We start from the raw sequence: 23,166 nt of genomic DNA, 5'->3' as shown, positions 1-23,166 counted from the left end.
CTCCAGCCCGTCCCTCTAGTTCTTCGCGGAGGGCTCGCGCGGTGCGACATCCATCGCGCGGGCCCAGGCCGCGACGTCCTCGGGAAGGGCGGGGGAGGGCAGGTCCTGCCCCGTGGCGTCCCGGACGACGTCGAGCGCCGAGATCCGGTTGCCCCTGCGGTCCAGGAACCGGCTCGCGACGATCCCGCGGGCGTACAGCGTGTCGCCCCGCGTGAAGACCTGCTCCAGGTAGAAGACGCGCTCGTCCCAGCCCAGGATCCGGGTCGTGATCTCGAACCGGTCGAACGGCTGCAGGGAGCGCCGGTACTTCATGGTCGAGGCCGCGACCACGGGGGCCCAGCCCTTCTCCTTGGCGACCGGGAACATGCCGAGGTCGGCGATCTGGTTGTTCCGGGCGACATCCATCATCTGCAGGTACGTGCCGTTGTTGACGTGCAGGTAGGAGTCGAGGTCCAGGGGGCCGACGCGCATCCGGGTGACCGACGGGTCGAGCAGGGTCTGTCCGGGGCGGGCCTTGCGCGGGAAGAGTCCGGTCCAGGTGAGCTGGAGCATGCGAGCCATGCGCCCGAGGTTATACCGGAAACTGGCAGTATCAGATACCTGGTCCGGTCCCTGGTCCGGGCGCGCCGAGCGCCGTCGGCGGGTGCTGGATCGCGTTGCGCACCAGCCGGGCCGCGGCCGGGGTCTCCAGGCGTTCGACCAGGTGGAGCGCCATGTCGATGCCCGCCGAGACGCCGGCGGACGTGATCACGTCGCCGTCGTCCACGTACCGCGCCTCGGTGTCCACCAGCACGCTCGGGTCCAGCTCGGTGAGCTCGTCGTAGTGCTCGTGGTGCGTGGTGGCGGGCCGCCCCGCGAGCAGCCCGGCGGCGGCCAGGGGCAGGGCACCCGTGCAGACGCTCGCCATGATCGGGGTCTGCTTGCGGATCTGGCGCAGCCACTCCAGGTGCCCCGGCTCGGCCAGCAGCGGCCGCGTGCCCATGCCGCCCGGGTAGACCAGCACGTGCAGCGGGCCCACGTCGTCCGCGCCGTGCGCGGGCAGGATCCGCAGCCCCTTGGCGAGCCGCACGCCGGAGCCGTCCCAGGAGAACGTGCTCACGGTGGGCCGCAGCTGGGAGTGCGAGCCCCACTCCGCGAAGACCTCGAAGGGTCCGACGACGTCGAGCTCCTCCGCCCCGTCGAAGACGAAGATCCCGATGCGCAGCCCGCCGTTGCCGCTCACACGCTCAGCCCGGTCAGATTCCGGGAAGGGCCAACATCTGGTCGAGGGCCACGCGCGCCCAGTGGGCATCGTCGGCGTCCACGACGATCCGGTTCACCATGCGCCCCTCCGCGAGCGACTCCATGGCCCACACCAGGTGGGGCAGGTCGATGCGGTTCATCGTGGAGCAGAAGCACACCGTCGAGTCGAGGTAGTGCACCTGCTTGTCCGGGTGCGCGCGGGCGACCCGGCGGACGAGGTTGAGCTCCGTGCCGATGGCCCACGAGGAGCCGGGCTCGGCGGCGTCGAGCTGCTTGATGATGTACTCCGTCGAGCCGACGTAGTCGGCGGCGGTGACGACCTCGTGCTTGCACTCGGGGTGCACCATCACGTTGATGCCGGGCACCGCCGCGCGGATGTCGGTGACGTTCTGCTCCGAGAAGCGGCCGTGGACCGAGCAGTGCCCGCGCCACAGGATCATCCGGGCGTCGCGCAGCTCCTGGTCGGTCAGCCCGCCGTTCGGCTTGCGCGGGTCGAAGACCACGCAGTCGTCCAGCGACATCGCCAGCTCCAGGACGGCGGTGTTGCGGCCCAGGTGCTGGTCGGGGAGGAACAGGACCTTGCCGGTGCCGTCGATACCGCCCACCTGGTCGAACGCCCAGCGCAGCGCGACCTCCGCGTTGGAGGAGGTGCAGACGGTGCCACCGTGGCGCCCGGTGAACGCCTTGATGGCGGCCGACGAGTTCATGTAGGTGACGGGGATCGTGGAGTCGGCGATGCCGACGTCCTGCAGCACGGCCCAGGCCTCCTCGACCTGGCCGATCGCGGCCATGTCGGCCATGGAGCAGCCGGCCGCGAGGTCCGGCAGCACGACCTGCTGCGCGTCGGACGTGAGGATGTCCGCGCTCTCGGCCATGAAGTGCACCCCGCAGAACAGGATGAACTCGGCCTCGGGGCGGGCAGCTGCCTCGCGCGCGAGCTTGAAGGAGTCGCCGGTCACGTCGGCGAAGTCGATGACCTCGTCGCGCTGGTAGTGGTGGCCCAGGACGAACGCGCGGCTGCCGAGGGCGGCCCGTGCGGCGCGGGCCCGGTCCACCAGGTCCGGGTCGCTCGGTGCGGGAAGCTCGCCCGTACACTCCACGCCGCGCTCGGAGGCCAGGTCACGACCCTGGCCGAGCAACAGCAACGGGGAGGAGGCGGGCTCGGAGAAGCCGGAGTATTCAGCCAGCAGGGTGCTCACGGTCACCATCATGACACGCGGTGATGACACCCGGTCAGGACGGTGCCACGATGCGTCTCGTGCACGTGCTGCTGCTTGCCGAGACCCTGCCCGACGCCGAGCGACTGGCCTCCGCGTGGCATGCCGCCGCGCCGCACGCCGGCACCGAGGCGCGCGCGGTCCGGGTGCCGGCGGCCGCCGCCGCGTCCACGGGCGGTCCGGGCGGTGCGCCGGGCGGCGGCTCCGGCAACGGGCACGAGGAGGGTGCGGGCCGTGGCGTGCTCCTGGCGGGTCCGGCGATCCCGGTGGGCCGGCCGGCCGCCGTCGGGCCGCAGGACGTGGGGCCGGCCCACCCGGGGCCGACCCCGCCCGGGCCGGCCCCGTCGGCCCTGCCGCGGGCGGAGCAGGCGGCGCTGAGCGACGCCGCCGCACGCGCCGACGTCGTAGTGGCGTACGTCACGCTGCTCGACGGCGAGGGGCTGCACCGGGGGGTCGTCGTGGAGGCGGCGGCCGCCGCCGCGCCGCACGCCGTCCCCGTCGTCGTGCTCACCGGGCGCAGCCAGGTGAGCAGGCGGGAGTGGTCCACTGCGGGCCTCAGCGGGGTGCACGAGGTGGCGGACGACGGCGTCGCGCGCGTGGCCCGGACGTGGTCCCCGGGCTGGGCAGACTGACAGCGCTCACCGTGCCACGCAGGCGGAACGGTGATGGGCTCGGGCGAGACCTGGGCGTACGATCTGAGAACAGACCGGAACGCGGGAACAGACGGACCAGCTCATCGGTTGGCAACGTTCAAGGATCGACAACCGGTATGTCGAACACGATCGGGAGATGACATGACCGACACCACCACGGACATCGCAACCCACGGCGTCAACGTCACCGACGTCGCCGCGGGCAAGGTCCGTAGCCTGCTCGAGCAGGAGGGCCGCGACGACCTGCGCCTCCGCGTAGCGGTGCAGCCGGGTGGCTGCTCCGGGCTGATCTACCAGCTCTACTTCGACGAGCGGGTGCTCGACGGGGACGCTCTGCGCGACTACGACGGCGTCGAGGTCGTCGTGGACAAGATGAGCGTGCCGTACCTCGAGGGCGCCACGATCGACTTCAAGGACACCATCGAGCAGCAGGGCTTCACGATCGACAACCCGAACGCCGGCAGCGCATGCGCCTGCGGCGGGTCGTTCTCCTGATCGAAGCTCGCCGAGCGTAGTTCTCGGCACGACGGGCCGGTCACCTCAGGGTGACCGGCCCGTCGTCGTTCCCGGAAGGGGCGCCGGAGCCGCGTGCGTCAGCCGAGGCGGACCGTGACGGCCCAGCCGTCCCAGGCCTCGTCCCCGGCTTCCGGGGCCGCGGCCCGGTGCTCCCGGGTCCCCACGTGCTCGTGGCCGCGCATCCGGCACCACGCGGGCACGTCGAGCTTGGCCGCGGGGTCGGTCGACAGGACGGTCAGCTCCGTGCCCGCGGGCAGGCCCTTCGCCGCCGCGGCGAGCCGGATCACGGGCAGCGGGCAGCGCAGCCCGCGAGCGTCCACCAGCGTGTCAGACACACAGGTCACTCTAGTGACCCGTACGTCTGACACGGACGAGGGGAGTCAGAGGCCGCCGACGCCCAGCATCTCCCGGACCTTCGCCACCGCGCCGGGGAGCACCGCGCAGAAGCGGTCGACCTCGTCGGCCGTGGTGGACCGGTCCAGGGCGATCCGCACGTTGCCGTGCGTGAGCACGCCCATCGCGGCCAGCACGTGCGACGGCTCCAGCGTGCTCGCGGTGCACGCCGAGCCCGAGCCGACCGCGAACCCGTGCCGGTCCAGCTCCGTCACGAGCGCCTCGCCGTCCACGTAGAGGAACGAGAACGTGGCCACGTGGGGAAGCCGGTCGTCCGGGTCGCCCACCACCTCGACGTCGGGGATGCGCGCCACCGCGGCACGCACGCGTTCCACCAGCGCCCGGCGGCGCGCCTCCTGCGCCACGCGGTCGGACTCGACCGCCTGCAGAGCCACCGCGGCGGCGAACGCGAGCGGCACGCTCACGCCGCCCGGGGCCCACGGGTCCTCGTCCTCGGGCCCGACGGGCGCGGTGCGCACCCGCTGCCGGACGGCGAGGACGCCGACGCCGGCGGGCCCGCCCCAGTCGGCCGGGTCGGCGGCGAGGAGGTCCCAGGCGTCGGGCACCGCCACGTGCCCGACGCTCGCCCCGGCGTCGACCAGCAGGGGGACGGCGGCCGCGCGGGCCGCCTCGTGCACCGCCTCGACCGGCTGGACCGTGCCCACCTCGCCGTTCGCGTGCTGGAGCGCGGCCAGCGCGACGCCGGGAGCCCCGACCGCGGCGACCATGGCGTCGACGTCGACCCGGCCGAGCCGGTCGACGGGCACGGGACCGGTACCCCCCGCGGCGAGCGTCGCCGCGTGCAGCACAGCGGCGCGCTCGACGGCGCCGACGGCGACCGCGGAACCGGCGCGCCGTCGGGCGGCGGCCGCCGACGCGACCGCGGCGTGGAGAGTGGCCGTGTGGCTCGGCGTGAACCGGACCTCCTGGGTCCGCGCGCCGAGCACGGCGGCGATCGCCTCGCGGGCGCCGTCGAGCAGCCGGGCCGCGCGGCGGCCCTCGGCGTGCAGCCGGCGGGGGTCGGCCCAGCCGTCGGCGAGGGCCTGCTCGAAGGCCTGCCGGGCGAGCGGGTGCCACGGGGCCCGTCCGCCGTTGTCGAGGTAGACCCGCTCGGGGACACCTGGGGTGGCGTGGCTCACACGTCCTCCTGCTCCTTGTGCCGTCCACCCGATCCTCGCACCCCTGCCGCGGTGCCTCGTGACGATCGTTCTGACACGACTTGGGTGGGTGTCCTGAACAGCGTCGATGTGTGCCCCAGGTGCGGAGTGCGTCACGTTCCCGCGGGCGCCTTCCGGGCATCATCAGGCCCCGGAGCGCGCTAGGCTGCATCCCATCGAGGACGAAGGTTCTGCGTGGAGCTCGGGAGGAAACCGGTGCGACGCGCCGGACGAGACGTGAAAGGCCTCCCTTGCACTCGAAGCCACCTACCCGCACCCGGCGGGCCATCCTGCGTGCGTCGGCTCTTGCCGCCGCAGTCGCAGTGCTGGCCTCCGGCTGCGCAAGTGAATCCGTCCAGCGCGGATACCTGCCCGGCTACAGCGACGGGGAGGTGACTAACCAGACCGAGCGCATCACCGACCTGTGGGTGGGCTCGTGGATCGCTGCCCTCGCCGTGGGCATCGTGACCTGGGGCCTGATGCTGTGGTGCATCGCGGCCTACCGGAAGCGCAAGGACGACCACCAGCTCCCGGTGCAGACGCGCTACCACCTGCCGCTCGAGCTCATGTACACGGCCGTGCCGATCATCATGGTGCTGGTGCTGTTCTGGTACACCGACCGCGACGTGACGGCCATCAAGACCGTCGACGGCACCGCGACCGAGCACATCCAGGTCATCGGCAAGCAGTGGAGCTGGGACTTCAACTACCTCGACGCCGACGTGTACGACTACGGCGAGCACGAGGCGGACCCCGGCAGCGTCACGGCCGAGGACGAGCTCGACGGCGCCGTCGGCACCTCGACGTCCTTCCCGACGCTCTACCTGCCGGTGAACGAGACGGTCGAGTTCACGCTCGACTCGCGCGACGTCATCCACTCGTTCTGGATCCCCGCGTTCCTGTACAAGCAGGACATGATCCCGAACCGGACCAACACGTTCCAGGTCACGCCGACCCGTGAGGGCACGTACGCCGGCAAGTGCGCCGAGCTCTGCGGCGAGTTCCACTCCGGCATGCTCTTCAACGTGAAGGTCGTGTCCGCCGAGGAGTACGACGCCCACATGGCGGAGCTCGAGGCGAAGGGTCAGACCGGCTCGCTCGGCATGGACCTCGCCCGCACCGCCGGCCCGGTGGAGGACCCGGCAGAAACACTGGAAGAGGAGGCTGGGCACTGATGGCCGCAGCGACCACGACCGAGCTGATCCCGGGCCTGGCGCCCGGGAGGCAGACGCTCGGCCGGACCGTCATCAAGTGGATCACGTCCACTGACCACAAGACGATCGGGTACCTCTACCTGATCACGTCGTTCATCTTCTTCTGCATCGGCGGCCTGATGGCCCTGCTGATCCGGGCCGAGCTCTTCGCGCCGGGCATCCAGCTGGTGCAGAGCAAGGAGCAGTACAACCAGCTCTTCACGATGCACGGCACGATCATGCTGCTGCTGTTCGCCACCCCGCTGTTCGCGGGTTTCGCGAACGTGATCATGCCGCTCCAGATCGGCGCGCCCGACGTCGCGTTCCCGCGGCTGAACATGTTCGCCTACTGGCTGTACCTGTTCGGCGGCCTCATCACGGTGGCCGGTTTCCTGACCCCGCAGGGTGCCGCGTCGTTCGGCTGGTTCGCCTACGCGCCGCTGTCGACCACGACCTACAGTCCAGGGTTGGGAGGAGACCTCTGGGTCTTCGGCCTGGCGCTGGCCGGTTTCGGCACGATCCTCGGTGCGGTCAACTTCATCACCACGATCATCACGATGCGTGCGCCGGGCATGACCATGTTCCGGATGCCGATCTTCACCTGGAACACGCTGGTCACCAGCCTCCTGGTGCTGATGGCGTTCCCGCCCCTGGCCGCGGCACTGTTCGCGCTGGGTGCCGACCGCCGTCTCGACGCGCAGATCTTCAACCCGGAGAACGGCGGCGCCATCCTCTGGCAGCACCTCTTCTGGTTCTTCGGTCACCCCGAGGTGTACATCATCGCGCTGCCGTTCTTCGGCATCGTGTCCGAGATCTTCCCGGTCTTCAGCCGCAAGCCGATCTTCGGCTACACGGGCCTGGTCTACGCGACCATCGCCATCGCCGCGCTGTCGGTGACGGTGTGGGCGCACCACATGTACGTGACCGGCGCCGTCATGCTGCCGTTCTTCGCGTTCATGACGATGCTCATCGCGGTGCCGACCGGCGTGAAGTTCTTTAACTGGATCGGCACGCTCTGGCGAGGAAAACTCACGTTCGAGACACCGATGCTCTGGTCCATCGGCTTCCTCGTGACCTTCCTCTTCGGCGGTCTGACCGGCATCATCCTGTCGAGCCCGGCGCTGGACTTCCAGCTCTCCGACTCGTACTTCGTGGTGGCGCACTTCCACTACGTGGTCTTCGGCACCGTCGTGTTCGCGATGTTCGCCGGGTTCTACTTCTGGTGGCCCAAGATGACCGGCCGCATGCTGTCGGAGCGCCTGGGCAAGGTGCACTTCTGGATGCTCTTCGTCGGCTTCCACACCACGTTCCTCATCCAGCACTGGCTGGGTGTGGAGGGCATGCCGCGCCGCTACGCGGACTACATGCCGCAGGAGGGCTTCACCTGGGAGAACCAGGTGTCCACGATCGGCGCGTTCATCCTCGCCGCGTCCACCCTGCCGTTCCTCTGGAACGTCTACATCACCTGGCGCAAGGCGCCCAAGGTCACGGTCGACGACCCGTGGGGCTACGGCCGCTCCCTGGAGTGGGCCACGTCCTGCCCGCCGCCGCGGCACAACTTCGCCTCGCTCCCGCGCATCCGCTCGGAGTCGCCGGCGTTCGACCTGCACCACCCCGAGGTCGTCGCGATGGAGCACCCGGAGTACAACCGCGGTGTGCTCGACAACATCTACGGCGAGGCGGACCGGCGCGGTCAGGACAAGCAGGCCCAGCAGCGCGCCGCGCACGGCGGCGGCGAGTCGGGTCAGAGCAGCACGACCATCGTTGACCAGCCGGACGAGGGGACCAGCAAGTGAAGATCGAGAGTCGCCTGTTCCTCTGGGGCACGCCCTTCTTCGTCCTGGCCGGAGTCGTCTACGGCTTCATGACGGACTGGCAGGAGCCGGTCGGCTACCTGGGCATGCCGCTGGTCGGCGCCCTGGTGGCGATGATCGGCGCGTACCTGACGCTGACGGCCCGGCGCATCGACGCCCGGCCCGAGGACGACCCGAACGGCAACATCGAGGACGCCGCGGGCGACCAGGGCGTCTACGCGCCCTGGAGCTGGTGGCCGCTCGCGATCGCGGGCTCCGCCGCGATCTGCTTCCTCGGCCTGGCCGTGGGCTGGTGGGTGCTCTACATCGGCTTCTGCGTGGCGATCATCGCGCTGGTGGGCTGGGTGTTCGAGTACTCGCGAGGCATCCACTCGCACTGAGCTCGTTCTCACTGCTTTTCACGGCCGACCCGGCGTCGGAGCGTGCCCTCGTGCGAGGGTGTGCCCCGACGCCGGGTCGCTTCGTTTTCACCCGGTAGTTCACCCGCTGCCGACGGTGTCCTGGGAGTCCACCGTGGTGAGATCGACTGTTCGCTGGCCGGTTCCCCGAGGCAACCTGTGCGTCGGCCGGAGGGCGAGCAGGAAGGCCAACAGTGCGTTACTCCAAGACGGTGGTGCTGGCGACGGCGGGCGTGCTCGCCGTGGGCCTCGGCGGCTGCGCGGCAACCTCGAGCGGCTCCGCTGACGAGGCTGCCCCCACCGAGGCGGCGCAGACCCAGGTCGAGCTGACCCAGGCCTCGTTCGTCGAGGAGCTCTCCGCGGCACAGACCGAGGCGGGCACCGTCCACATGTCGATGGGCTACTCGGGCGCGGGGGCCGAGGAAGCCGGGCTGGCGGGCGCTCCCCTCGAGGCCGACATCGACCTGGCCGACCCGAAGAACCCGGCGATGGCGATGACGATGGACATCGAGGGCGAGACCGCTGACATGGTCCTCGTCGACGGCGACTTCTACATGAACATGGGCGAGACGACGTCCGGCAAGTTCCTGAGCCTGACCGAGGCCGGCGAGTCCGACAACCCGATGGGCACGCTCTTCAAGGGCATGGGCGACGCCATGCGGAGCAGCCTGGAGGACATGGACCCGGCCGCGCAGCTCCAGGGCATGGAGGGGGCCATCACGTCGTTCGAGAAGTCCGGCCCGGAGACGGTCGACGGCGTCGAGACGGACGTCTACACGCTGCTCGTCGACCCGACCAAGATGACCGGCCCCCAGGTGGAGGACCTGCCCGAGGACATGCTGGCGCAGATGGGCGAGATGGAGATCGTCTACCACGTGGACGAGGACAACCTGGCACGTGCGCTGGTCATGACGATGGACGTCGAGGGCAAGCCCCTGGTGGCCAGCGGCACCTTCACCGGCTGGGGCGAGCCCGTCGACGTGGCCGCCCCGACCGGCGACCAGCTCGTGAGCATCGACGAGCTGACCGAGGGCATGCTCGGCTGATCCCCTGCGCTGCTGTGCTACCTCGCGGCCTGGGCCCAGCGCTCCAGGGTGGCCTGCGCCGCCCCGGAGTCCACGGCCTGGGCCGCGAGGCCGATGCCGGCGGTGAGGCGTTCCACGAGCGTGCCGGAGCCGGTACCGGGCAGCGTGCCGTCGGCGACCAGGCCCGAGGCCGCGTTGAGCAGCACGGTCTCGCGGACCGGACCGGACTCGCCCGCCAGCACGGCGCGGGCGACGCCCGCGTTGTAGGCGGCGTCGTGGCCGCGCAGGTCCTCGACCTTGATGCGCGTCAGGCCGAGGTCGTCGGCGGGGTCGATGCGGTGCTCGGTGACCGTGCCCCCGGACACCTCCCAGACCGTGGCACCCGCGGTCGCGGCGAGCTCGTCCAGGCCCTCGTCCCCGCGGAAGACCAGCGCGGACTTGCCCCGCTCGGCGAAGACGCCCGCCATCAGCGGCGCCATCCGCGCGTCGGCGCAGCCCACGGCGGCCGCGCGCGGCTGGGCCGGGTTCGTGAGCGGGCCCAGGAAGTTGAAGACCGTGGGCACGCCCAGCTCCTTGCGGGTCACGCCCGCGTGGCGCATGGACGGGTGGAAGGCCGCGGCGAAGCAGAAGGTGATGCCCGCCTCGCGCGCGATCTGCGCGACGCGCTCCGGCGGGTGGTCCAGGCGGATGCCGAGCTCCTCCAGCACGTCCGCGCTGCCCGACGACGACGACGCCGCCCGGTTGCCGTGCTTCACCACCCGCAGGCCGGCGCCCGCGATGACCACGGAGGCCATCGTGGAGATGTTCACGGTGTGCGCGCGGTCGCCGCCGGTGCCGACGATGTCCACCGACGGCCCGGGCACGTCGATACGCACCGCGTGCTCGATCATGGAGTCGGTCAGGCCCGCGAGCTCCTCGACGGTCTCGCCCTTGGCCCGCAGCGCCACGAGGAAGCCGGCGAGCTGGACGGGGGAGACCTCACCGGTCATCACCCGGTCCATCGCCCAGCGGGCCTCCCGCTGGCTCAGGTCGGTGCCGGTCATGAGCCCGGCGAGCAGACCGGACCAGGTGGGTGCCTCGAGGTTCACGCGGTACCCGCCGTCGAGGGGGCGAGCAGGCGCGCGACGGCCTCCTGGACCTTGATGGCGTCGAGCGGGCGCGCCACCACGCCGTCGGCCAGGGACCAGGTCGCGAGCCAGGCGTCCGCCGGGCGGCCCGTGAGGACCAGCACCGGGGGGCACTCGTAGATCTCGTTCTTGAGCTGGCGGCACAGCCCCATGCCGCCGGCCTGGTCGGCCTCTCCGTCGAGGACGAGCAGGTCCCACGTCTCGTTGTCGGCCTTGTCCACCACGGCGGCCGCGGTGGCGGCCTCGGCCCACACGATGTCGGCCGCGCCCGCGTGCAGGCGGGGGCCGACGGCGAGGCGTACCTGCTCACGCACCGTCCGGTCGTCGCTGTACAGGAGGACTCGCGGGCTCGACGTCGCGCTGGGGGAGGGCGTACCGCTCGTGCCTGCGCTGGTCACTTCCGTCGTCATGCCGGTCATGCGTCGATCGTGGCACAGACCCCGCTCCGACGGCAGATATGTCCACGCCCTTTTCATGGCACTCTGCAGAATCGCGTCAGCAAGAGACGCCCCAGGTAGGGCGTTGAGTGGACTTTGTGAGATTCGACGCGAGCGTCCGTGACGGTTCGGCGTTCGGGACACCCGAACGTCGGCCATAATGGCTGTCGTGTCGACCGCAACGGCTGCAGCCACCCCCACGCACCAGCACGTGACAGTCAATCGTCCGAACCCGGTCTCGGTCGGGACGATCGTCTGGCTCGCGAGCGAGCTCATGTTCTTCGCAGCGCTCTTCGCGATGTACTTCACCGTCCGGCAGACCATGCCGGCCGAGGAGTGGGCGCTGCAGGCGGACAAGCTGAACATCACCTTCTCCACGATCAACACGATCGTCCTGGTGCTGTCCTCCTTCACCTGCCAGTGGGCGGTCTTCAAGGCCGAGCAGTTCAAGCCGTCGCGCTCCGGGAAGCTCTTCCAGTTCTGGACCTGGGGCATGCACGAGTGGCTGACCATGACCTACCTCATGGGCGCGTTCTTCATCGGCGGCCAGATCTTCGAGTACACCGAGCTGGTGCACGAGGGTCTGACCATCTCGTCCAGCGCGTACGGGTCGGTCTTCTACATGACCACCGGCTTCCACGGTCTGCACGTGACCGGCGGTCTGATCGCCTTCCTCTTCGTGCTCGGCCGCTCGTTCGCCGCCAAGCGCTTCGGTCACCACGAGGCCACCACCACGATTGTCACGTCCTACTACTGGCACTTCGTCGACGTGGTGTGGATCGCGCTCTTCGCGGTGATCTACCTGCTGCGCTGACCGGTCGCGCGGTCGCCCCCGGGCAGCCGCGCCTCACGGCCACGTGCGGTGGCATAGGTTCATAACAGAGAAGCTCAACACTCACAGCGAGACGAGGAAATTTTCGTGAAGGCACTCGCCGCCCGCAGGCACCACCGGCTGGCGCCGGTCGTACTCCTGCTGCTGGCGCTGCTGACCACGGGCGGCGTCTACGCCGCCCTGGCTCCGAGCACGGCTAAGGCCGAGACCGTCAGCACCGCGGACATCGAGACCGGTAAGAAGCTGTTCCAGGCCAACTGTGCGACGTGCCACGGCGCGAACGCCGAGGGCACCGACGGCGTGCCGTCCCTGGTGGGCGTCGGCGCTGCCGCCGTCGACTTCCAGGTGTCGACCGGCCGCATGCCGATGCAGATGAACGGCCCGCAGGCCGAGGCCAAGCCGCCGCAGTTCGACGCGGAGCAGACCGCGGCGCTGGCCGCGTACGTCGCCTCGCTGGGCGCCGGCCCGGCCATCCCGACCGACGAGCAGGTCGACCCGACGCAGGGTGACCCCTCGAACGGCATGGCCCTCTTCCGCACCAACTGCGCCATGTGCCACAACGCCGTGGGCGCCGGCGGCGCACTCTCGGAGGGCAAGTTCGCCCCCGCGCTCTGGGAGACGTCGGAGCGGAACATCTACCAGGCGATGCTCACCGGCCCGCAGTCGATGCCGGTGTTCAACGACGCGAACATCACGCCGGACGAGAAGCGCGACATCGTGTCGTTCCTCGTCGAGCAGCGCGAGGGTTCGGCCGGCGGTAACGCGCTCGGCGCCCTCGGACCGGTGTCCGAAGGTCTCTGGGCCTTCGTGATCGGCCTCGGCCTGCTCATCGGCGCCGCAGTGTGGATCGGAGCGAAGTCCTCGTGAGCGAGAACCAGAACAACCCCGCCGACACCTCGCACGAGGTGACGGTCACCCCCGAGGCGGGTACCGCCGTCGGGCACCCGGAGCGGTTCCCGGACCCGGGCGTCCCGGACCACAAGCACCGTCTGACGGACACCGACCCGCGCGCCGCCAAGCGCGCCGAGCGGACCGTCACCATCCTCTTCGTCCTGTCGATCCTGGGCACGGTCGGTTCGATCGTCGCCTACGTGATGGTCCCGCCGGACGGCACCACCTCGGGTGTCCGCCTGTCGACCCTGCTGCTCGGCCTCTGCCTCGCGGTATCGCTGCTGGGCATCGGCATCGCCGGCATCCACTGGGCCAAGTCGCTCATGGGCGACAAGGAGATGGTCCAGGAGCGGCACCCGCTCGCGACGAACGAGGAGGACCGCGCCATCGCGGTCCAGGACCTGAACGAGGGCCTCGCCGACTCGGGCGTCGTCGGACGCCGCGGCGTGCTCAAGGGCGCCTTCTTCGGTGCCCTGGCGCTGTTCCCGCTGGCCATCGCGGTACCGCTGATCGGCTCCGTGGGCGGCGACTGGAACGTCTCCAAGTTCAAGCACACGATGTGGAAGAACGGCACGCGCCTGGCGATCGACCCCTCGGGCCGGCCCATCAAGGCCGCCGACGTCACCGTCGGCTCCGTCTTCCACGTGATCCCGGAGACCACCGAGGAGTTCCGCTCCACGCACGAGTGGATCAACGAGAAGTCCAAGGCCGTGGTCCTGATGGTCCGCCTCAACCCGGAGGACCTCCGCACGGACCAGTCGCCCGAGGGCGAGACCTGGTCGCACGAGGGGATCGTCGCCTACTCGAAGATCTGCACGCACGTGGGCTGCCCGGTGGCCCTGTACGAGCAGCAGACCCACCACCTCCTGTGCCCCTGCCACCAGTCGACGTTCGACATCGCGGACAGCGCGAAGGTCGTCTTCGGCCCGGCCAACCGCCGGCTGCCGCAGCTGCCGATCACGGTCGACGACGAGGGCTACCTCGTGGCGCAGGACGACTTCGCCGAGCCCATCGGCCCGAGCTTCTGGGAGCGCCTGAAGTGAGCACCGCGACCCACGACACCAAGCGTGAGGCACCGGCCAAGCCGACGACGACCGTCGGCAAGGCGGCGGACTACCTCGACCAGCGCACCTCCATCGGCGTCGCCGTCAAGGAGTTCGCGCGCAAGGTCTTCCCGGACCACTGGTCCTTCATGCTCGGCGAGATCGCACTGTTCTCGTTCGTGGTGCTGATCATCTCGGGATTCTTCCTGACGATGTTCTTCGAGCCGTCGATGGCGCTCACCACCTACGAGGGTGAGCACCCCGCGACCATGCACGGTCAGCTCATGTCCGTCGCGTTCGCCTCGACCCTCGACATGTCGTTCGAGGTGCGCGGCGGCCTGCTCATGCGGCAGATCCACCACTGGTCGGCCCTGATCTTCATGGCCTCGATCGTGGTGCACATGATGCGCGTGTTCTTCACCGGCGCGTTCCGCAAGCCGCGCGAGATCAACTGGATCGTCGGCATCCTGCTCATGATCCTGGGCCTGGCGGCCGGCTTCACCGGCTACTCGCTGCCCGACGACGTGCTGAGCGGCAACGGCCTGCGCATCACCGACGGCGTGGTCAAGTCGATCCCGCTGATCGGCTCGTTCATGTCGTACATGATCTTCGGCGGCGAGTTCCCGGGTCACCACATCGTGCCGCGCCTGTTCACGCTGCACATCTTCGTGGTGCCGGGCATCCTGCTGGCGCTCATCGCGCTGCACCTGTTCCTCATGGTGCTGCAGAAGCACACCCAGTACCCGGGCGGCGGCCGCACGGACAAGAACGTCGTCGGCTACCCGGCGCTGCCGGTGTACGTGGCCAAGATGACCGGCAACTTCTTCATGGTCTTCGGCGTGCTGGCGCTCATGGGTGCCACGATGTCGATCAACAACGTGTGGAACTACGGGCCGTTCGACCCGTCGCCGGTCTCCGCGGGTGCCCAGCCGGACTGGTACATGCTGTTCCTGGAGGGCTCGCTGCGCCTGATGCCGGGCCAGGGCACGGAATGGGTCATCTTCGGCTACACCTTGCCGCTGAACGTGCTGATCCCTGCTGTGGTGATCCCCGGCATCCTGTTCACGTTCCTGATCGTCTACCCGTTCCTCGAGGCGCGGGTGACCGGCGACGACCGCGAGCACCACGTGCTGGACCGCCCGCGCAACAAGCCGGCGCGCACCGGCCTGGGCGTCGCGTTCCTGACGGCGTTCATCATCCTGGCCCTGGCCGGGTCGAACGACCTCATCGCCACGCACTTCGCGCTGTCGATCAACGCGATCACCTGGGTGTTCCGCGTCCTGTTCTTCGTGGGGCCGGTGTTCGCGTACTGGGTCACCAAGCGCATCTGCCTCGGGCTGCAGCGCAAGGACCGCGAGCTGGTGCTGCACGGTCACGAGTCGGGCCGCATCGTGCGCTTCGCCAACGGCGAGTACATCGAGGTGCACACCCCGCTCGACGACCAGGAGCGCTGGCTGCGCGTCAACTTCGAGGCGCCCGCCCCGCTGGCGATCGCCCCGAAGACGGACGCCCGCGGCGTCAAGCGCAAGGGTTACGGCGCCGACAAGCGCTGGCAGGGCCTGTCCCGGTTCTTCTACGAGGACCGCGTCTCGCCCGTCACCCCGGCCGAGGTCGCCGCCGCGCACTCGCACGGCGAGCACGACGAGCTGTCCGGCTCCGAGCGCCAGGCCGTCGAGGCAGGCGCGGGAACCACCTCGCGGGAGCACTGAGCGACCTGCGACACCAAGCGATGGCCTGTGTCTCCTGGTCCGCATCTGCGGCCAGGGACACGGGCCATTGCCGTCCCGGCGGGCACCACACCGGCGCACGACCAGGACGGCGTCCCACCCCTGCGCACCGTCCGGTGTGCGGACCGATCCTGGAGGTACCTCAGCAATGGCTGTTTACACGCTCCCTGACCTGACCTACGACTACGCCGCGCTCGAGCCGCACATCTCGGGCAAGATCATGGAGCTGCACCACTCCAAGCACCACGCGACGTACGTCAAGGGTGCCAACACTGCCCTGGAGCAGCTCGAGGAGGCCCGCGAGACGGGCAACCTCGGAGGCGTCAACAAGATCGAGAAGGACCTCGCGTTCAACCTCGGTGGTCACATCAACCACTCGATCTTCTGGACGAACATGGCACCGGAGGCCGGCGGCGAGCCGACCGGCGACATCGCCGCGGCGATCGACGAGCACTTCGGCTCGTTCGAGAAGTTCAAGGCGCACTTCACCGCCGTCGCCGCCGGTGTGCAGGGCTCCGGCTGGGCCGTCCTGGCCTGGGACTCCGTGGGCCAGAAGCTGGTCGTCGTGCAGCTGTTCGACCAGCAGGGCAACATCCCCTTCGCGCTCACCCCGGTCCTCATGCTGGACTGCTGGGAGCACGCCTACTACATCGACTACCTGAACGTCCGCCCGGACTACATCAAGGCCTGGTGGAACCTGGTGTCGTGGAGCAACGTCTCCGAGCGCCTGGCGCGGGCGAAGACGCAGACCGCGGGTCTCGTCGTCGCCTCGGCGTGACAGCCTGACGGGACCAGATCCGGCGCGCCCCGGGAGATTTCTCCCGCGGGTGCGCCGGATCTGTCGTGTCACGTTCCGGCGCCCTGATTCGTCGGCGAGGGTGGAAGCAAAGCCCGGCACGGTGTCTACTGGATGTCAACGGTAGAGCCCGCGCCGCCGAAATCAGGGGTGATGACGTGGCAACGAAGCAGCGTCCGAGTGCCGTCGGCAAGGCAGCCGACTACCTGGACCAGCGCACCACCATCGGGGTGCTGGTCAAGGAGCTGGCGCGCAAGGTCTTCCCCGACCACTGGTCCTTCATGCTGGGCGAGATCGCCCTGTTCTCGTTCGTGGTGCTGATCGCGTCCGGGTTCTTCCTGACGATGTTCTTCGAGCCGTCCATGGCGCTGGTGCGGTTCGAGGGCGACTATCCGCCGTCGATGCAGGGGCAGCTCATGTCGGCGGCGTTCAGCTCTACCGTGGACATGTCGTTCGAGGTGCGCGGCGGTCTGCTGATGCGGCAGATCCACCACTGGTCGGCCCTGATCTTCATCGGCTCGATCGTGCTGCACATGTTCCGGATCTTCTTCACCGGCGCGTTCCGCAAGCCGCGCGAGATCAACTGGCTGGTCGGCCTGACCATGCTCATCCTGGCCCTGGCGGCCGGCTTCACCGGCTACTCGCTGCCCGACGACGTCCTGAGCGGCAACGGCCTGCGCATCATCGACGGCGTGGTCAAGTCCATCCCGGTGATCGGCTCGTACATGTCGTTCCTGGTGTTCGGCAGCGAGTTCCCGGGCAGCCACATCATCCCGCGGCTGTTCACCCTGCACATCTTCGTGATCCCCGGGATCCTGATCGCCCTGATCGCGCTGCACCTGTTCCTCATGGTGCTGCAGAAGCACACCCAGTACCCGGGCGGCGGCCGCACGGACAGGAACGTCGTCGGCTACCCGGCCCTGCCGGTGTACGTGGCCAAGATGACGGGCAACTTCTTCATCATCGCCGGCGTGCTGACCCTCATGGGCGGCACGATGGCGATCAACAACATCTGGAACTACGGCCCGTACGACCCGGCACCGGTCTCCGCCGGCACACAGCCCGACTGGTACATCCTCTTTGTCGACGGCGCCCTACGGCTCATGCCGGGACCGGGCTGGGAGTGGGTCATCGGCGGCTACACGCTGAGCATGAACATCCTGATCCCGGCGGTCGTGGTGCCGGGCATCCTGTTCACCATCCTGTTCGCGTGGCCGTTCCTCGAGGCCCGCGTGACCGGGGACCACCGCGAGCACCACGTGCTGGACCGGCCGCGCAACCGGCCGGTGCGGACCGGCATCGGTGTCGCGCTGTTCGTCGCGTTCCTGGTCTGTGCCCTGGCCGCCACGAACGACATCATCGCCACGCACTTCTCGCTGAGCATCTTCGCGATCACCTGGGTGCTGCGCGTGCTCCTGTTCGTGGGGCCGGTGTTCGCGTTCTTCGTGACGAAACGGGTGTGCCTCGGGCTGCAGCGCAAGGACCGCGAGCTGGTGCTGCACGGCCACGAGTCGGGCCGCATCGTGCGCTTCGCCAACGGCGAGTACGTCGAGGTGCACACCCCGCTGGACCCGCAGGAGGTGTGGCTGCGCACCCAGCACACGTCCCCGAAGCCGCTGGAGATCAGACCCGCGACGGACGCCCGCGGTGTCAGGCGCCAGGGCTACCGGTCCGACCGGCGCTGGCAGCGGCTGTCCGAGTTCTTCTACGAGGACCGCGTGGAGCCGGCCAGGCCCGCGGAGCTCGCGGCCGCCCACTCGCACGGCGAGCACGACGAGATCGAGGCCAGGACCCCGGCGGCCGTCGGGCCCGGCACCGCCGGGCAGGGCACGTCCGGCCCGCGGACGGCCGGGCCGCGTACCTCCGGAGAGGGCGCCGCGGGGCCGGGCGAGGAGCCGCGGTAACGGGGGAGCCGCGGTCGGGGGCGCGAGCTAGTCGTCGAGCCCCAGGGCGAACGCCTGCTCCAGGTCCGCCTTGGAGAAGGCACGGAACGCGATGAGCGTCTCGGTGTTCTGCACGCCCGGCACCTTGTTCACGGTGTCGGACACGACGCCGGCGAGCTGCTCGTGCTCGGGTACGCGCACGATCGCCACGAGGTCGGTCTTGCCGGTCACGGAGAAGACCTCGCTCACACCGTCGATGTTCGCGACCTCCTGCGCGACCTCGGGAATGCGGGACGTCTCGGCGTCGATGAGGACGATCGCGGTCAGCATGCCGTCATCGTATCCACGTGCCGCGGGTTCTCGGGTCCCGGGACGACGGCGGTTCCGTCCGTGGAGGGCTCCGCGTCGGCCGAACCCTCCGCCGTGGCGATCTCCGTCCGCACCCGCTCCGACGCCCAGGTCAGGTCGGCGTGCGCCCCCGCCGCGCGCACCGGGCACGCCCAGGTGTCGCTGACGTGCACCAGCCGGACGCCAGGGGAGTCGAGCCAGGCGAGCAGCAGGTCGGTCTCCTCGGGGTGTGCGGCGGGCGCGGGGGCGACGGGCGGCTCGACGTGCTCCGCCGTCGTGCGCAGGGCGGACACCAGGGGGAGCGGGCTGGCGCCCGGCGCCGACACGTCGGTGGCGGCGAGCCGGCCGTGCTTGATCACCACGATCTCCCAGCCGCCGGGCTTGCCCGGGGCGTCGCCGATCCCCGACGGGCGTGCGGCGACCAGCTCGGCGCACCTGGCCAGGGGCCCGAGCCGCTGGGCCCGGTGCGCGCCCTGCACGAAGGCGCGCAGGCGCCGGGTGACCTCGCCCGCCTCCTCGTAGCGTTCCTGGTGGGCGAGCGTCGCGATCCGGTCGGAGAGCGCCCGCACCACCGGGGCGGGGTCGCCGGTGAGGGCGTCACGCGCGGCGTCGGCGACGTCGGCGTAGGACGCGTCGGGCGCCTCCGTGGCCACGCACGGGGCGGAGCAGCGGCCCATCCCCGCCAGGGCGCACGGGCTGCCGGGCCGCTTGGAGACCAGCGGGATGCGGGCGGTGCACTGCCGCAGGTTCAGGGCGTCGTGCAGGGCGTGCACGGCCTCCTGGGCAGTGCGCCGGGACCCGAAGGGGCCGATGTGCGCGGCGCCCGGTACGACGCCGCCCACGACCGACAGGCGCGGGTAGGCCTCGTCGGTCAGGCGCACCCACGAGTGCCGCTCCGGGAACTTGGAGCGCCGGTTGTAGCGCGGCGCGTGCTCGGTGATGAGCCGCAGCTCCCGCACCTGGGCCTCCAGCGGCGTGGCGCAGGCGACGGGCGTGACCCGCTCGGCGATGCGCACCATCTCCGTGATCCGCTTTCGCTTCTCGGCGGCGGTGAAGTACGAGCGCACCCGCTTGCGGATGTTGACCGACGTGCCGACGTACAGGACCTCGTCCCCCGGGCCGCGGAACAGGTAGACGCCGGGCGACTCGGGCAGGCCGTCGGCCAGGTGGCGTTTGCGGCGCACCTCGGGCGGCACCGGGTCGGCCGCCGTGGCGAGGTCCTCCAGGTGCGTGACGCCCATCGGCGCGAGGCGCTCGAAGAGGGCGTGCAGCACGTCGACGGTCGCGCGCGCGTCGGCCAGCGCCCGGTGGTCGGGGGAGACGGTGGCGTGGAACAGGTTCGCCAGCGTGGAGAGCTTGTGGTTGGGCGCCTCGTCCCGCGTCACCAGGCGGCGGGCCAGCGGCACCGTGTCCACGACGGTGAACCCGGGCCACGGGTAGTCCAGCCGGGCGCACATCGCCTTGAGGAAGCCGACGTCGAACGGCGCGTTGTGCGCCACGAGCACCGTGTCGTGCGCAAACTCCAGGAAGCTCGGCAGGACGAGGGCGATGTCCGGCGCCGTGGCGACCATGGCGTTCGTGATGCCGGTCAGCCGGGCGACGAACGCGGGGACCGGCTGCCCCGGGTTGACCAGCGACTGGAACTCGCCCAGCACCTCGCCGCCGCGCACCTTGACCGCGCCGATCTCGGTGATCCCGCCCTCTTTGGCGTTGGTCCCCGTGGTCTCCAGGTCCACGACGACGAAGGTCACGTCACGCAGCGGCGTGCCGAGCTCCTCGAAGGTGGCCTGGTAGGCCGACTGCTGGACGGATGCCGCGGTGCTCACGGCGTGCACGCTAGCGCGTGCCACTGACACTCTCCGGCACCGCGGCGGCCGAGAGTGCTCAGGCCCAGCGTTCGCCGGTGAGCTGCTCGTAGATCTCGACGTACCGGGCGCGCGTCTCCTTGACCACGTCGTCCGGGATCTCGGGGCCCGGGTAGGTGCGGTCCCAGCCGGTCAGGGTCGAGGACCAGTCGCGCACGAACTGCTTGTCGTAGGACCACTGGCCGCGGCCGGGCTGGTACTCGCTCGCCTTCCAGAAGCGCGAGGAGTCCGGGGTGAGCACCTCGTCGGCGAGCGTCAGCACGCCGTCGGCGTCGAACCCGAACTCCAGCTTTGTGTCGGCGATGATGACGCCACGCTCGCGCGCGATCTCGGCGCCGCGGTCGTAGATCGCGAGCGTCAGCTCGCGCAGCCGGTCCGTGGTCTCCGTGCCGAGGTCCTTGGCGATCTCCTCGACGGAGATGTACTCGTCGTGGCCCTCGTCCGCCTTGGTGGACGGCGTGAAGACGGGCTGCGGCAGGCGGTCGGCCTCGACCAGGCCCGGGGGGAACGCCACGCCGGACACGCTGCCGGTGGCGTTGTAGCTGTCCAGCCCCCCGCCCGCGAGGTACCCGCGCGCGATGCACTCGACCGGCACGATGTCCAGCTTCTTGCAGCGGATCGCGCGGCCCGCCCACTCCTCGGGCACGTCCTCGCTGATCACGTGGTTGGGCACCAGGTCGGCGAACTGGCGGAACCACCACAGCGAGAGCTGGGTCAGGATCGCGCCCTTGTCGGGTACGGCCGTGGGCAGCACGACGTCGTACACCGACACGCGGTCGGAGGCCACCAGGATCACATCGTCGCCGTCCGCGTAGACCTCGCGAACCTTGCCCTTCCGGATCAGTTCCACGGGCCCAAGGTTAACCCGGTACGCGCACCGGACCGGTGCGCGTACCAGCGTCGTGCGCCCTACGCGCCCGCCAGGTCGAGCACCGCGTAGCCGTGGCCGTCCAGGTGCACGACGTCGGGTCCGCCGTCGCCCGCTGCGCCGTCGCCCGCCTCGACCCGGAGGCCCCGGGCGACGAGCGGCCGCGCCTTCCCGGCGCCGTCCAGCGGGAGCTCCACGGCCGCGCGGCCCGGGTTGAGCACCACGGCGAGCGTGCCGCCGCGCACGTACGCCAGGGGGTACCCGGTGGCGAGCACCTCGACCGGCGCGGCCACGTCGAGGCGCTCGTCGTCGTGCCGCAGCGCGATGAGGTCGCGGACCAGGCGCAGCAGCGAGCCGGCGTCGTCGACCTGGGCGGCGACCGTCGGCCGGTCCGGGTCGGGGTCCTGCGGCAGGTACGTGGACGTCGCGGGCTTGCCGGGCCCGTACGGGTCCGCGGGCAGGTCGCCCCACTGCATCGGCGTGCGCGAGCCGGCCCGGTCGTAGGCAGGCCCCAGCCGGGAACCCTCCAGGGTCGGCGTGCCCGGCACGTACCGCATGCCGATCTCGTCGCCGTAGTAGACGGACGGCATGGCGGGCCACGTCATGGTGAGCACGTGCGCCACGCGCGCCTGCTCGGCGTCGCGGGGGCCCGCCACCAGCCGCGTGAAGTCGTGGTTCGACGTCGGCAGGCCCACCACGCCGCCGCGGCCGGCCGCCGCGATGGCGTCCGTCGCGGCCCGCCACGCCTGGACGAACGTGGCGGCGTCGCCGGTCCCGTCGGCTCCGGCCCAGGGCGCGAGCTCACCCCACGACGGGCTGACGGTGCCCGCGCCGTTGTTCCACAGCGACCGCAGCGGCAGGCCGTCGTCGTCCCCGCCGAACTGGAGGAAGAAGTCCGCGTGGAAACCCGCCGGGACCGCGACCCGCGGGTCTCCCCACTCGCTGATGATCACGCGGCCCGGGAACTCGCGGTCCAGCCACGCGCGCATCTCGTGCCACAGCTTGGCCGTCTCCACGTGGCCGGGGTCGTCCTTGACCAGCGACGCCGCCATGTCCACGCGGAACCCGGCCACGCCGAGGCCGAACCAGTGCGCCATGATGTCGCGCAGCGCCGCGCGGTTGGCCAGGGGACCGGGGGCGTCGACGGGCTGCCGCCACGGCTCGGCCGGGTCGAGGCGGGCGTACCCGAAGTTCAGCGCGGGCTGCACGGGGAAGAAGTTGGGCTTGTAGTACCCGCCGCGTGCGCCCGGCCCGGGCTGGAAGCCCTCGGCGGGCACGTCGCTCCACACGAACCGGTGGTCGTCCGGGTCGTCGGCCGACGCGCGGAACCAGGGGTGCTGGTCCGACGTGTGGCCCGCCACCAGGTCGAGCAGCACGGAGATGCCGCGGCGCCCGGCCTCCTCGGTCAGCCGCGCCATGTCCTCGTTCGTGCCGTAGCGCGGGGCGACGGTGAGGAAGTCGGCGACGTCGTACCCGGCGTCGGCGAACGGCGAGACGAAGCACGGGCTGAGCCAGATCGCGTCTACACCGAGCCAGGCGAGGTAGTCCAGGCGCTCGGTGATCCCGGCGAGGTCGCCGATCCCGTCGCCGTTCGCGTCCGCGAAGGACTGCGGGTAGATCTGGTAGAGCACGGTGCGCCCGAGGCGCGGGGCGAGGTCGACGGAGGCCAAGGAACTACCCCTTCGTAGATGGTGCGGGAGGTCCAGCGTGTCAGACGCTCAGGTCACTCCGGTGACCTGAG

Annotated in this window: 23 protein-coding genes; 12 read left to right on the top strand and 11 right to left on the bottom strand. The window is 70.6% G+C overall.

The annotated features are described in order from the left end of the window. Window positions 1-15: 15 nt before the first annotated feature. From AB0I29_RS01970 to nadA, 3 genes are read right to left on the bottom strand one after another with little or no spacing between them, the layout of a single operon-like run. Window positions 16-552: an acyl-CoA thioesterase gene (locus AB0I29_RS01970; protein WP_285104398.1), complete on the bottom strand. Its 537-nt coding sequence runs from the start codon at window positions 550-552 to the stop codon at window positions 16-18. Between the two features lie 40 nt (window positions 553-592). Beyond that, window positions 593-1,222: a DJ-1/PfpI family protein gene (locus AB0I29_RS01965; protein WP_285104323.1), complete on the bottom strand. Its 630-nt coding sequence runs from the start codon at window positions 1,220-1,222 to the stop codon at window positions 593-595. Between the two features lie 13 nt (window positions 1,223-1,235). Beyond that, window positions 1,236-2,450, bottom strand: coding sequence for a quinolinate synthase NadA (gene nadA, locus AB0I29_RS01960; protein WP_357478112.1), 1,215 nt, complete (start codon window positions 2,448-2,450; stop codon window positions 1,236-1,238). 41 nt (window positions 2,451-2,491) lie between these two features. On the opposite strand from nadA, the gene AB0I29_RS01955 reads away from it, so the two are divergent. Next, window positions 2,492-3,091 carry a hypothetical protein gene (locus AB0I29_RS01955; protein ID WP_357477371.1) on the top strand — a complete coding sequence of 200 codons (600 nt, stop codon included), beginning with the start codon at window positions 2,492-2,494 and terminating at the stop codon, window positions 3,089-3,091. Between the two features lie 162 nt (window positions 3,092-3,253). Then, entirely contained in the window at window positions 3,254-3,607 is a 354-nt protein-coding gene (gene erpA / locus AB0I29_RS01950; RefSeq protein WP_020014294.1) for an iron-sulfur cluster insertion protein ErpA, read from the top strand. Between the two features lie 98 nt (window positions 3,608-3,705). Here erpA and AB0I29_RS01945 read toward each other — a convergent pair whose 3' ends face one another. Then, window positions 3,706-3,963, bottom strand: coding sequence for a sulfurtransferase TusA family protein (locus tag AB0I29_RS01945; protein ID WP_285104327.1), 258 nt, complete (start codon window positions 3,961-3,963; stop codon window positions 3,706-3,708). 45 nt (window positions 3,964-4,008) lie between these two features. Further along, entirely contained in the window at window positions 4,009-5,160 is a 1,152-nt protein-coding gene (locus AB0I29_RS01940; protein WP_357477366.1) for an aminotransferase class V-fold PLP-dependent enzyme, read from the bottom strand. Between the two features lie 269 nt (window positions 5,161-5,429). Between AB0I29_RS01940 and coxB the strand changes: the two genes are divergently transcribed. The 4 genes from coxB (at window position 5,430) to AB0I29_RS01920 (ending at window position 9,629) form a co-directional block, all read left to right on the top strand. Further along, window positions 5,430-6,353, top strand: coding sequence for a cytochrome c oxidase subunit II (gene coxB, locus AB0I29_RS01935; RefSeq protein WP_285104330.1), 924 nt, complete (start codon window positions 5,430-5,432; stop codon window positions 6,351-6,353). Then, the gene (gene ctaD, locus AB0I29_RS01930; RefSeq protein ID WP_357477363.1) at window positions 6,353-8,167 is read left to right on the top strand and encodes a cytochrome c oxidase subunit I; all 1,815 of its coding nucleotides are present in this window, start codon (window positions 6,353-6,355) and stop codon (window positions 8,165-8,167) included. The genes coxB and ctaD overlap by 1 nt, the downstream gene beginning before the upstream one ends. Continuing rightward, window positions 8,164-8,565 carry a cytochrome c oxidase subunit 4 gene (locus tag AB0I29_RS01925; protein ID WP_285104334.1) on the top strand — a complete coding sequence of 134 codons (402 nt, stop codon included), beginning with the start codon at window positions 8,164-8,166 and terminating at the stop codon, window positions 8,563-8,565. The genes ctaD and AB0I29_RS01925 overlap by 4 nt, the downstream gene beginning before the upstream one ends. Before the next feature lie 212 nt (window positions 8,566-8,777). Beyond that, window positions 8,778-9,629 (top strand): hypothetical protein, encoded by an 852-nt coding sequence (locus tag AB0I29_RS01920; RefSeq protein ID WP_357477360.1) that lies wholly within the window; start codon window positions 8,778-8,780, stop codon window positions 9,627-9,629. A 17-nt stretch (window positions 9,630-9,646) separates the two neighbouring features. On the opposite strand, the gene trpD is transcribed toward AB0I29_RS01920, so the two are convergent. Beyond that, window positions 9,647-10,696 (bottom strand): anthranilate phosphoribosyltransferase, encoded by a 1,050-nt coding sequence (gene trpD / locus AB0I29_RS01915; RefSeq protein ID WP_357477357.1) that lies wholly within the window; start codon window positions 10,694-10,696, stop codon window positions 9,647-9,649. Then, window positions 10,693-11,154 carry a hypothetical protein gene (locus AB0I29_RS01910; RefSeq protein ID WP_357477354.1) on the bottom strand — a complete coding sequence of 154 codons (462 nt, stop codon included), beginning with the start codon at window positions 11,152-11,154 and terminating at the stop codon, window positions 10,693-10,695. Before AB0I29_RS01910 ends, trpD begins: the two co-directional genes overlap by 4 nt. 178 nt (window positions 11,155-11,332) lie before the next feature. On the opposite strand from AB0I29_RS01910, the gene AB0I29_RS01905 reads away from it, so the two are divergent. From AB0I29_RS01905 to AB0I29_RS01880, 6 genes are all read left to right on the top strand, one after another. Continuing rightward, window positions 11,333-11,986 (top strand): heme-copper oxidase subunit III, encoded by a 654-nt coding sequence (locus tag AB0I29_RS01905; protein ID WP_108495698.1) that lies wholly within the window; start codon window positions 11,333-11,335, stop codon window positions 11,984-11,986. A 105-nt stretch (window positions 11,987-12,091) separates the two neighbouring features. Continuing rightward, window positions 12,092-12,871: a c-type cytochrome gene (locus tag AB0I29_RS01900; RefSeq protein WP_285104342.1), complete on the top strand. Its 780-nt coding sequence runs from the start codon at window positions 12,092-12,094 to the stop codon at window positions 12,869-12,871. Next, window positions 12,868-13,938: a Rieske 2Fe-2S domain-containing protein gene (locus AB0I29_RS01895; protein WP_285104344.1), complete on the top strand. Its 1,071-nt coding sequence runs from the start codon at window positions 12,868-12,870 to the stop codon at window positions 13,936-13,938. Before AB0I29_RS01900 ends, AB0I29_RS01895 begins: the two co-directional genes overlap by 4 nt. Next, window positions 13,935-15,647 carry a cytochrome bc complex cytochrome b subunit gene (locus AB0I29_RS01890; RefSeq protein ID WP_285104346.1) on the top strand — a complete coding sequence of 571 codons (1,713 nt, stop codon included), beginning with the start codon at window positions 13,935-13,937 and terminating at the stop codon, window positions 15,645-15,647. Before AB0I29_RS01895 ends, AB0I29_RS01890 begins: the two co-directional genes overlap by 4 nt. 166 nt (window positions 15,648-15,813) lie before the next feature. Further along, window positions 15,814-16,443: a superoxide dismutase gene (locus AB0I29_RS01885; RefSeq protein ID WP_285104348.1), complete on the top strand. Its 630-nt coding sequence runs from the start codon at window positions 15,814-15,816 to the stop codon at window positions 16,441-16,443. 176 nt (window positions 16,444-16,619) lie between these two features. Next, window positions 16,620-18,365: a cytochrome bc complex cytochrome b subunit gene (locus AB0I29_RS01880; RefSeq protein ID WP_357477345.1), complete on the top strand. Its 1,746-nt coding sequence runs from the start codon at window positions 16,620-16,622 to the stop codon at window positions 18,363-18,365. Window positions 18,366-18,392: 27 nt separating this feature from the next. Here AB0I29_RS01880 and AB0I29_RS01875 read toward each other — a convergent pair whose 3' ends face one another. Genes AB0I29_RS01875 through AB0I29_RS01860 form a run of 4 tightly spaced genes read right to left on the bottom strand, consistent with a single transcriptional unit; the run spans window position 18,393 to window position 23,095 of the window. Further along, window positions 18,393-18,674 (bottom strand): Lrp/AsnC ligand binding domain-containing protein, encoded by a 282-nt coding sequence (locus tag AB0I29_RS01875; RefSeq protein ID WP_253867636.1) that lies wholly within the window; start codon window positions 18,672-18,674, stop codon window positions 18,393-18,395. Next, complete coding sequence (locus AB0I29_RS01870; RefSeq protein WP_285104402.1) at window positions 18,668-20,527, bottom strand: DEDD exonuclease domain-containing protein; 1,860 nt, start codon at window positions 20,525-20,527, stop codon at window positions 18,668-18,670. Before AB0I29_RS01870 ends, AB0I29_RS01875 begins: the two co-directional genes overlap by 7 nt. A gap of 49 nt (window positions 20,528-20,576) precedes the next feature. Continuing rightward, window positions 20,577-21,455, bottom strand: a complete 879-nt coding sequence (locus AB0I29_RS01865) for a phosphoribosylaminoimidazolesuccinocarboxamide synthase (RefSeq protein ID WP_357478108.1) — start codon at window positions 21,453-21,455, stop codon at window positions 20,577-20,579. An 11-nt stretch (window positions 21,456-21,466) separates the two neighbouring features. Further along, window positions 21,467-23,095 carry an alpha-amylase family glycosyl hydrolase gene (locus tag AB0I29_RS01860; protein ID WP_357477342.1) on the bottom strand — a complete coding sequence of 543 codons (1,629 nt, stop codon included), beginning with the start codon at window positions 23,093-23,095 and terminating at the stop codon, window positions 21,467-21,469. Window positions 23,096-23,166 lie beyond the last annotated feature (71 nt).

This window comes from Promicromonospora sp. NPDC050262 (genome assembly GCF_040655935.1).
GTDB lineage: Bacteria > Actinomycetota > Actinomycetes > Actinomycetales > Cellulomonadaceae > Promicromonospora.
The sequence above is the reverse complement of the archived record's forward strand: the minus strand, read 5'-3'. Positions and strand labels throughout refer to the sequence as shown.